This window comes from Streptomyces sp. NPDC107521 (genome assembly GCF_055598485.1).
The window spans coordinates 67,799-76,745 of record NZ_JBVKAT010000009.1 but is presented as its reverse complement, the minus strand read 5'-3'; the positions used below and the strand labels follow the sequence as shown (position 1 = coordinate 76,745).

The 8,947-nt window shown below is 75.2% G+C and carries 8 protein-coding genes; 5 read left to right on the top strand and 3 right to left on the bottom strand.

The features are described from left to right. The coding region (locus ACZ7LB_RS15875; protein WP_471468611.1) for a tectonin domain-containing protein at positions 1–339 on the top strand (339 nt) is incomplete at its 5' end. Between the two features lie 120 nt (positions 340–459). Here the strand turns inward: ACZ7LB_RS15875 and ACZ7LB_RS15870 are convergent. Beyond that, on the bottom strand, positions 460–1,524 hold the full coding sequence (locus ACZ7LB_RS15870; RefSeq protein ID WP_471468609.1) for an acyl-CoA dehydrogenase family protein: 1,065 nt from the start codon (positions 1,522–1,524) through the stop codon (positions 460–462). Between the two features lie 539 nt (positions 1,525–2,063). Here ACZ7LB_RS15870 and ACZ7LB_RS15865 point away from each other — a divergent pair. The 3 genes from ACZ7LB_RS15865 (at position 2,064) to ACZ7LB_RS15855 (ending at position 6,236) form a co-directional block, all read left to right on the top strand. Next, positions 2,064–2,975, top strand: coding sequence for a glycoside hydrolase family 19 protein (locus ACZ7LB_RS15865; RefSeq protein WP_471468608.1), 912 nt, complete (start codon positions 2,064–2,066; stop codon positions 2,973–2,975). 28 nt (positions 2,976–3,003) lie between these two features. Further along, positions 3,004–3,903 (top strand): aldo/keto reductase, encoded by a 900-nt coding sequence (locus ACZ7LB_RS15860; RefSeq protein WP_471468606.1) that lies wholly within the window; start codon positions 3,004–3,006, stop codon positions 3,901–3,903. 1,235 nt (positions 3,904–5,138) lie between these two features. Beyond that, positions 5,139–6,236: an adenosine deaminase gene (locus ACZ7LB_RS15855; RefSeq protein WP_471468604.1), complete on the top strand. Its 1,098-nt coding sequence runs from the start codon at positions 5,139–5,141 to the stop codon at positions 6,234–6,236. Here ACZ7LB_RS15855 and ACZ7LB_RS15850 read toward each other — a convergent pair. After that, positions 6,200–6,715 (bottom strand): mycothiol transferase, encoded by a 516-nt coding sequence (locus ACZ7LB_RS15850; RefSeq protein ID WP_471468602.1) that lies wholly within the window; start codon positions 6,713–6,715, stop codon positions 6,200–6,202. The two genes, ACZ7LB_RS15855 and ACZ7LB_RS15850, sit on opposite strands and share 37 nt — an antisense overlap. Before the next feature lie 25 nt (positions 6,716–6,740). Then, complete coding sequence (locus ACZ7LB_RS15845; RefSeq protein ID WP_471468600.1) at positions 6,741–7,625, bottom strand: LysR family transcriptional regulator; 885 nt, start codon at positions 7,623–7,625, stop codon at positions 6,741–6,743. 137 nt (positions 7,626–7,762) lie between these two features. Here ACZ7LB_RS15845 and mgrA point away from each other — a divergent pair, with 137 nt between their 5' ends. Then, positions 7,763–8,755: an L-glyceraldehyde 3-phosphate reductase gene (mgrA, locus tag ACZ7LB_RS15840; RefSeq protein ID WP_471468598.1), complete on the top strand. Its 993-nt coding sequence runs from the start codon at positions 7,763–7,765 to the stop codon at positions 8,753–8,755. The last annotated feature ends 192 nt before the right edge of the window (positions 8,756–8,947 follow it).

Here is an 8,947-nt window from a genome sequence, read left to right as displayed (position 1 = left end):
CAGGTGCCCGGTGCTCTGGCGGACATCGGGGCGGCGGCGGACGGCACCGTGTGGGGTGTCAACTCGGCGGGGAACATCTACCGCTACACCGGCGACCAGGACAGCGGTCACTGGAAGCAGATCCCCGGCTCGCTCAAGGCGATCTCGGCGGGCTCCCGGACCTCGGTCTGGGGGGCCAACGCGGCCGGCAACATCTACCGCTTCACCAACAACGACGCCAGCCCCTGGGTGCAGATCCCCGGCGCGCTCACCGACGTCGGGGCGGGAGTGGACGGCACCGTGTGGGGTGTCAACTCGGCGGGGAACATCTACCGCTACACCGGCGACCTGCCCGGCTGAGCCCCGCCACGGGGCCTCGCCCCGCCGGAAGCGGGCCGGTCGCGTCCCAGGAGGTGACCGGCCCGGCACGGGCGGGGACCCGCGGTACGGGCACCGCCCCGGCGACCGGCCGGTGCGCGCCTACAGGGCGGCCAGGGAGGCGAGGTGGGCCTCGCGGACCGGGGCGGTCTGGCCCTGCACCAGGAGGAACAGCCCCTCCCGGGCCAGCCGTTGGGCCGGGCTGTCCAGGCTCATCGACCGCCCGCCCCCGGCCACCACCGCCGCTGCCGTAGCCGCACGCATCAGGTCCGACGCCCGGGTGCGCAGCGCCGTGCGCTCCTCGGTCCGCTCGTGCGGGGCAGGATGGTCCGCCAGGGCGTACGCCCGCTCGCGCACCGCGTCGATCCGGCCGCGCAGCGCGTGCGCCGCGTCCGCCCCCCGCGGGGCGGCGGCCAGCAGGTCCAGCGCGGCGTACGCCAGGCCGAAGACGGCGGGGGAGACGTTGGCGGCCCGGGCCAGGTCGGTGCGGGCGAACTCCGCCTGCGGGGTGCGCAGGACGACGGAGTCCCGGGACACCCGCAGCCCGTCCAGCTCCAGGGAGACCGTGCGGGCGGCCGAGAGCGCCGCGAGCCGCATCGGCCGCGACGGGCGCAGTCCCGGCTGCTCACGGGCGTCGACGAAGGCGAACACCACCTCGGCCCCCTCCGTCACCCCGGCGAGCAGCATCACGTCGTTCAGTCCCCAGCCGGTGTACCAGGGCACCGTGCCATCGAAGCGCAGCCCGTCCCGCTCCTCGGTGACGCGGACCGGGACGCGGGGGAAGGCGCGGACATGGGCGTAGGCGATCCCCGCCGTCCTCGCGCCGGTGGCGAGCGGACGCAGCAGGCGTTCGCGTGCGGGCAGCCCCGGCTCCGCCCGGCTCAGCATCCGGACCGGTGTGTGGTGCTGGGTCTGCACGAACCACGTCGAGCAGCACGCCCCGGCCAGGATCTCCGCGATCTCGCGGGCCACCGCGTCGGGGGCGCCGGCCCCGCCGTACTCCTCGGGCGCGCTCACCCCGGACAGTCCGGACCGCCGTACGGCGTCGACGTGGCCCACCGGCACGCCGTCCCGGTCCACGCGGGCGGCGGAGGGGGCGAGCAGACCGGCGGCGAGACGGCGGGCCACGTCGACGAGCGGGTGGGGAGCGGTGGTCGGCGTCGTCATGGAGCGATTGTCGCCCGCCCGCCCTCCGGCCGGGGGCAACGGGGCCGGAGGCGGCCGGAACGGCCCACCGGGCCGGTGCCGCACGGGTTCACGGCCCGCCGCCGCAGAAGCCCGTCGGGCCCGCCGCCCCCGTCGGCATGGGGTGTACGGCCAGACCGGCGTGGCGACGGGTCCCAGGGGGCTCGGGGCGCGCGGAGGGAGACGGGGAGCCCGCGTGAGCGGCGGCCGGGAGCCGGTGCGCCGGGGTGCGCCGGGGTGCGCACCGGGCGTGTGCGGCCGGTCCGGAGCCGGGACGTGCGCACGGGCCCCAGGGGGTGCAAAGGGTTCGGAAGGGGTCAACCCGGGGCCGGTTCCGGGGGATTGAAATGGTCTATACCCTTGACTGGTACAGACCAAAGCGGTTGAGTGTGCCTCCACACCCCCCACCACGGCCGCCCCGCCGCGCCGCGGGTCCGGTACGACCGGTCCGCATGGACGGGGTCCGGCTCGTCCGGCCCCGTCCCCGGGGAGCGGCCGTGCTCCGTGAAGGAGGCACACCTGTGTCGAGGCGCCCTTTCGCCGCCGTCGTGACCGCACTCGCCCTCGCCGGCGCCGTGCCCGTCCTCATGCCGGCGCCCCAGGCGTTCGCCGCCGGCTGTTCCAGCTACCCCAACTGGACCGCCGGGAAGTCCTACAAGGCCGGTGACATCGTCCTGTACACCAACGGCAAGGCCTACGTCGCCCAGTACGCCAACCCGGGCTACGACCCGGTCATCAGCACCTGGTACTGGCAGCCCTACGCCTGCGACACCCAGGGCGGCGGCGGTGGCGGCGGTTCGGAGACCCCGGCCGGCAACTTCGTGGTGAGCGAGGCCCAGTTCAACCAGATGTTCCCGGGCCGGAACTCCTTCTACACCTACAGCGGGCTCACCGCCGCGCTCTCCGCCTACCCCGGCTTCGCCAACACCGGCGGCGACACCACCAAGAAGCAGGAGGCCGCCGCCTTCCTCGCCAACGTCAGCCACGAGACCGGCGGTCTGGTGTACGTCGTCGAGCAGAACACCGCCAACTACCCGCACTACTGCGACTGGAGCCAGCCCTACGGCTGCCCGGCCGGCCAGTCCGCCTACTACGGACGCGGCCCGATCCAGCTCAGCTGGAACTTCAACTACAAGGCGGCGGGCGACGCGTTGGGCATCGACCTGCTCAACAACCCCTCGCTGGTGCAGACCAACGCGGCCGTCGCCTGGAAGACCGCCCTCTGGTACTGGAACACCCAGAAGGGCCCCGGCACCATGACCGCGCACAACGCCATCGTCAACGGCGCCGGATTCGGCCAGACCATCCGCTCCATCAACGGTGCCATGGAGTGCGACGGCAGGAACCCGGCGCAGGTCCAGAGCCGTGTCACCAAGTACCAGCAGTTCACCCAGATCCTCGGTGTCCAGCCGGGCGGCGCCCTCACCTGCTGACGCCCGGGGGATGTGCGAGACTCCGCCGATGACCTCGGAAGCGATCACCGCGGAGTCCTCGGGCACCTGGCGCCTGGGCGACCTGCCCGTCCGCCGCCTCGGCCTCGGCGCGATGCGGCTGACGGGCAGCGCCGCCTTCCACCTCGGCACCCCGGGCGACCGCGGGCGTTCCCTCGCCGTGCTGCGCCGGGCCGTGGAACTCGGTGTCGACCACATCGACACCGCGGCCTTCTACTTCTCCTCCCGGCGCTCCGCCAACGAGCTGATCAACACCGCCCTGGCGCCCTACGCCGACGATCTGGTGATCGCCGTCAAGGTGGGCCCGTACCGCGACTGGTCCGGAGAGTGGGGGACCTCCGCCCGGCCCGAGGACCTGCGCGCCCACGTCGAGGAGAACCTGCGCCAGCTCGGCCGCGACCACCTCGACCTCGTGTATCTGCGCCGGATGCGGCAGGACTCCGTCGCCGAGCACTTCGGCGCCCTCGCCGTGCTGCGCGAGAAGGGGCTCATCCGCCACCTCGGCATCTCCGACGTGGAGCCCCGCCACCTTGCCGAGGCGGAGGCCGTCGCGCCCGTGACCGCCGTCCAGAACCGCTACGGGATCGGCTTCCACGACCCGGCCACCGACGAACTCCTCGCCCTGTGCCGTGACCGGGGCATCGCCTTCGTGCCGTTCTACGCCATCGCCGGGGAGGCGGGGCCCGAGGGGGCGGACGACGCCCACGCGGCGGAGGTCCGCGCGGTCGCCGCCGCGCACGGCGCGAGCCCCGCCCAGGTCCGCATCGCCTGGACCCTGCACCAGGGTCCGCACGTCCTCGCCATCCCCGGCACGGGGAATCCCGGCCACCTCGTGGAGAACGTCGCCGCGGGCGCGCTGCGCCTCACACAGGAGGAGCTGACCCGGCTGGACACCGCCCGGCGCGGCTGACCCGCCCCGCACCGGCCGCCGCGCGGGGCGGATCCGGTCGGCGCGGAAGGACCCGGCGGCGGGCCCGGTCGGCCCGGATGACCCGGACGGTCTCGCCGTCCGGACACCCTCGTCGGTCCCGACGGCCCCGACGGCCATGTGACCCCTCGCGACCGGCGTTTCGGCGGGCCCGGGAGCCCCGCACCCCGAGGGCTTCCGGTGGTCCGGTCCCCCCGTCCGTGCCTCCGTCCCTTCGTGCCCCGTGTTTCCGGCGGGTCCGCGAGGCCCGCCCCGCCGGGGGCTTCCGGAGGTCGCGGCGGGTCCCGGAGGCTTGCCCTGCCCTTTGCTCCCGGTGGGGCCCGGACGGCTCGGCCCGCTCCGTGCTTCCGGGGTCCGGGAGGCACGCCCCGCCAGGGGATTCGGGTGGTTGCGCCGGGTCCCGGAGGCTTGCCCTGCCCCGTGCTCCCGGTGGGTTCCGGAGGCTTCCCGCGCTCCCGTGGGTTCCAGGGGCTCAGCCCGCCCCGTGCTCCCGGGTCCGGAAAGCACGGGGCACCCAGGAATTCCGGCGGCTCACCCCTCCGCTTCCGGTGACGCTCGGCGGCCCGCTCCGTCCGGTGCCCGCGAAGGGACCCGGTGGCCCGCCCCTCCCGGCGGTTCCGGCGGGGGCAGTGGTGCCCGAGGGCCCCGTGAGGGCGACGGGGCGGGCGTGCCCGGTATTCCCCGCGGCCGGGACTGGCATCCTGGTGGTTTTACGTATAACCTCACCCGTCAACCCCAGGCCGCCCGCTCCCGAAAGGCCCCGATGAGACGCCCCGCCATGGTCACCCGCGACGCCGACGACCGCGCCGCCGCGGCCCGCCGCCGCACCGGTGACCTCGGCCCGCGTCCCGTCGGGCACGCGACCGGGACGCCCGGAGCCCGGCGGCCCGCCGCCGGACCGGGCGCCGGGGGAGACGGCGCGGCGCCGCGTCCGCCCCGCGCCGGAGGCGGCGCCCGGTCGGCCCGGACCGGCGGACACGCTCCCCGGCGAGCCGGCCCCGTCCCGCGCCCGGGCGGCGCGTCCGTCCCCGGCCGGCCCGCCCCCGGCGGCCCCGTCCGCGACGGCGCCCGCACCGCCGCGCCCCTCCCGGGCGCCCCCCGGCCGCGACCCCTCGGCGCGGCCGTCCGGGACCCGTACGGCACGCGCTGGGACCCCCTCCGGCCCACCGCCTGAGAACCGCCCCGCCCTCCCGCACCGAACCGCGAGGAACGACCGCATGACTTCTACGCGCATAGACGACGAGACCCTCCGCCGCCTCCCCAAGGCCGTGCTCCACGACCACCTCGACGGCGGCCTGCGTCCGTCCACCGTGGTGGAGCTGGCCGACGCCGTCGGCCACACCCTGCCCACCACCGACCCCGGCGAACTGGCCGCCTGGTACTACGAGGCCGCCAACTCCGGCGACCTGGTGCGCTACATCGCCACCTTCGAGCACACCCTCGCCGTCATGCAGACCCGGGAGGGGCTGCTGCGCACCGCCGAGGAGTACGTCCTCGACCTCGCCGCAGACGGCGTCGTCTACGCCGAGGTCCGCTACGCGCCCGAGCTGATGCTGCGCGGCGGCCTCACCCTCGCCGAGGTCGTCGGGACCGTGCAGGAGGGCCTGGCCGCGGGCATGGCCCGGGCCGCCGCCGCGGGCACCCCGGTGCGGGTCGGCACGCTGCTCTGCGGGATGCGGATGTTCGACCGGACCCGTGCCACCGCCGATCTCGCCGTCGCCTTCCGGGACGCGGGCGTCGTCGGATTCGACATCGCCGGGGCCGAGGACGGCTTCCCGCCCGCCGACCACCTCGACGCCTTCTCCCACCTGCGCCGCGAGAACGTGCCGTTCACCATCCACGCGGGCGAGGCGCACGGGCTGCCCAGCATCCACCAGGCCCTCCAGGTGTGCGGGGCCCAGCGGATCGGCCACGGGGTGCGCATCACCGACGACATCCCCGACCCGGCGGCGGGCAAGCTCGGCCGGCTCGCCTCCTGGATCCGCGACCGCCGGATCGCCCTGGAGATGTGCCCCACCTCCAACCTCCAGACCGGCGCCGCCACCTCCGTCGCGGAGCACCCCATCACCGCGCTGAAGGACCTCGGCTTCCGGGTCACCCTCAACACCGACAACCGCCTGGTCTCCGGCACCACCATGACCCGCGAGATGTCGCTGCTGGTCGAGCAGGCGGGCTGGACCGCCGAGGACCTGCGCACGGTCACGGTGAACGCCCTCAAGAGCGCCTTCATCCCGTTCGACGAGCGCAGGGCCCTGATCGAGGACGTGGTGCTGCCCGGCTACGCGTCCGTGCTCCGAAGCAGCCCCCGCGCGTAGGCGGCCTGCCCGACGTGCTGGAGGTCGTCGGACAGGACGCTGACCAGCCGCACGCCCAGCGTCACCGGCGGGTCCCAGCGCTCGTCGACGATCCGCTCCAGGTCCTTCGCGGTCAGGGAGCGCAGGACGCCGAGCGTCCGCTCGTGGACGGCGTCGTAGTAGCCGCCCAGCAGCTCGCCCGAGGCGACCCGCACCTTGGCCACCTGCGCCGGGCGGTGCCCGTACCCGGTGTCACCGCTCGGCAGGCCGAGGCCGAGGCGCTCCTCCCAGCCGCCGGTGTGCCAGAGCTGGCCGAGCCCGAAGGCGTCGGCCACATGGTCGTCCTGGACCCGGGTGAGGTGCCACAGCAGCCAGGCGACGGGGTTGGCGCCGCCGGGCGGCCGGGCGTTCAGCGTCCGCTCGTCCAGGCCGTCGAGGACGGCGTGGACCTCTTCCGCGATGCGGCCGTAGCCCTCGATGAGGATGTCCTTCGCGTGCATGGGTCCACCATCGCGCAGTCCGCGCTCACCCGCTCCCCGTCTCCAGCAGGGCCATCAGCGCCCGCGCCGCCGGGCTGGTGGACTCCTCGGGCGGCAGCAGCGCGATCGTCTCGTACACGGCCTCGGCGGTGCCCCGCAGCGGCAGCGGGGTGAGGGACGGCCGCTTGTGCCGGAAGTGGCGGGGGACGACCGCGACGCCCAGGTCCTCGTCGAGCAGGTCGAGCAGCCCGTGCACGTCGTTGACCTCCAGCGCGACCGTCCGCCGCACCCCCGCCGCGGCGAAGACGGCGTCCGTGATCCGGCGCGGGCCCCAGTCCGGGTGGAAGTCCACGAACACCTCGTCCGCGAGGTCGCGCGGTGCCGGCGGGGTCCCCGCGACGGCCAGCCGGTGGCCGGGGTGGCACAGCACCGTCATGGGCTCGCCGTCGAGCGGCAGCGACCGCAACTGCTCGGTGTCCTCCTGGGTCCGGTAGGCGAAGGCCAGGTCCAGCCGCCCCGCCGCGACCTCCTCCGCCAGCTCGCCCGACCCCGCCTGCCGCAGCCGGATCTCCACGTCCGGGTGCCGGTGCCGGAAGGCGGCCAGCAGTCGCGCCACCGCCACCCCGGCCACGCACTGCTCGGTGCCCAGCGACAGCGTGCCGCGCAGCACCCCCTGCACCGCCGCCACCGCCTCGTGCGCCGCGCGCACCTGCGCCAGCACCCGCCGTGCCTCGCCCAGCAGCGCCCGCCCCGCCTCGGTCAGCGCCACCCGCCGGGTGGTGCGCACGAACAGCGGCGCCCGCAGCTCCCGCTCCAGCGCCCGGATGGACGCCGACAGGCCCGACTGGGAGACCAGCAGCCGTTCCGCCGCCCGGGTGAAGTGCTGGTCCTCGGCGACCGCCACGAAGTGCTGGAGATGGCGCAGTTCCATGACCGAGAAGCCTAATCGCTGAATCCCATCGGATTCTCCTGTTGGACCACTGCCCGCGGGCCACGCCAGAGTGGGAGGTCCACGGGCCGGTTCCGCCGCGCCCGTACCCCGGGTCGTCCAACCCCTCTGGAGTCGCGTTGTACACCGCACACCCCGACCGCTACGCGAACCTGCCCTACCGGCGCACCGGCCGCAGCGGCCTGAAGCTCCCCGCGCTCTCGCTCGGCCTGTGGCACAACTTCGGCCCCGACCGCCCCGTCGCGACCCAGCGCGCCATCCTGCGCCGCGCCTTCGACCTCGGGGTCACCCACTTCGACCTGGCCAACAACTACGGCCCCCCGCCCGGCTCCGCCGAGTCCGCCCTCGGCGACGCGCTGCGCGCCGACTTCGCGCCGTACCGCGACGAGCTGGTGATCTCCACCAAGGCCGGCTATCTGATGTGGCCCGGCCCGTACGGCGAATGGGGCTCGCGCAAGTACCTGCTGTCCTCGCTCGACCGGAGCCTCGCCCGGCTGGGCCTGGAGTACGTCGACGTCTTCTACTCCCACCGCCCCGACCCGGAGACTCCGCTGGAGGAGACGATGGGCGCCCTGCACTCGGCGGTGCGGCAGGGCAAGGCGCTCTACGTGGGCGTCTCCAACTACTCGCCCGAGCAGACCCGGGAGGCCGCCCGCATCCTCGGCGAGCTGGGCACCCCGCTGCTGATCCACCAGCCGCGCTACTCCCTGCTCGACCGGCGCCCCGAGAGCACCGGCCTGCTGGACGCCCTGGACGAGCTGGAGGTGGGCTCCATCGCCTACTCCCCGCTGGAGCAGGGCCTGCTGACCTCCCGCTACCTCGACGGCATCCCCGAGGACTCGCGGGCCGCGGGCGACAGCCCGTTCCTGAACTCCGACGCCGTCACCGGGGAACTGGTCGCCAAGCTGCGCGCCCTCGACGCCATCGCCTCCGACCGCGGCCAGTCCCTCGCCCAGATGGCGCTGGCCTGGGTGCTGCGCGGGGGCCGGGTCACCTCGGCGCTGGTCGGCGCGAGCAGCCCGGGCCAGCTGGAGGACAGCGTCGCGGCCACCGGCAACCTGGAGTTCGACGCCGGCGAACTGGCCCGCATCGACGCCGTCGTCAAGGGCTAGGGCCTCTCGTTCGGATCATGCCGGGCTCGCGGGCCCTGGCGCCGCGCCTCGCCGCGTTGTCGTCGGTCGCCAGGGCGCGCTCCGCCCCGACTCCCTCCCCCGCCTGGCGACGCACGGCGCCGGACCCCGCTCGCTGATCCGGCCCGACCCGAACGAAAGGCCCCAGCACGGCGACCGGAAGGGCTCACCGGC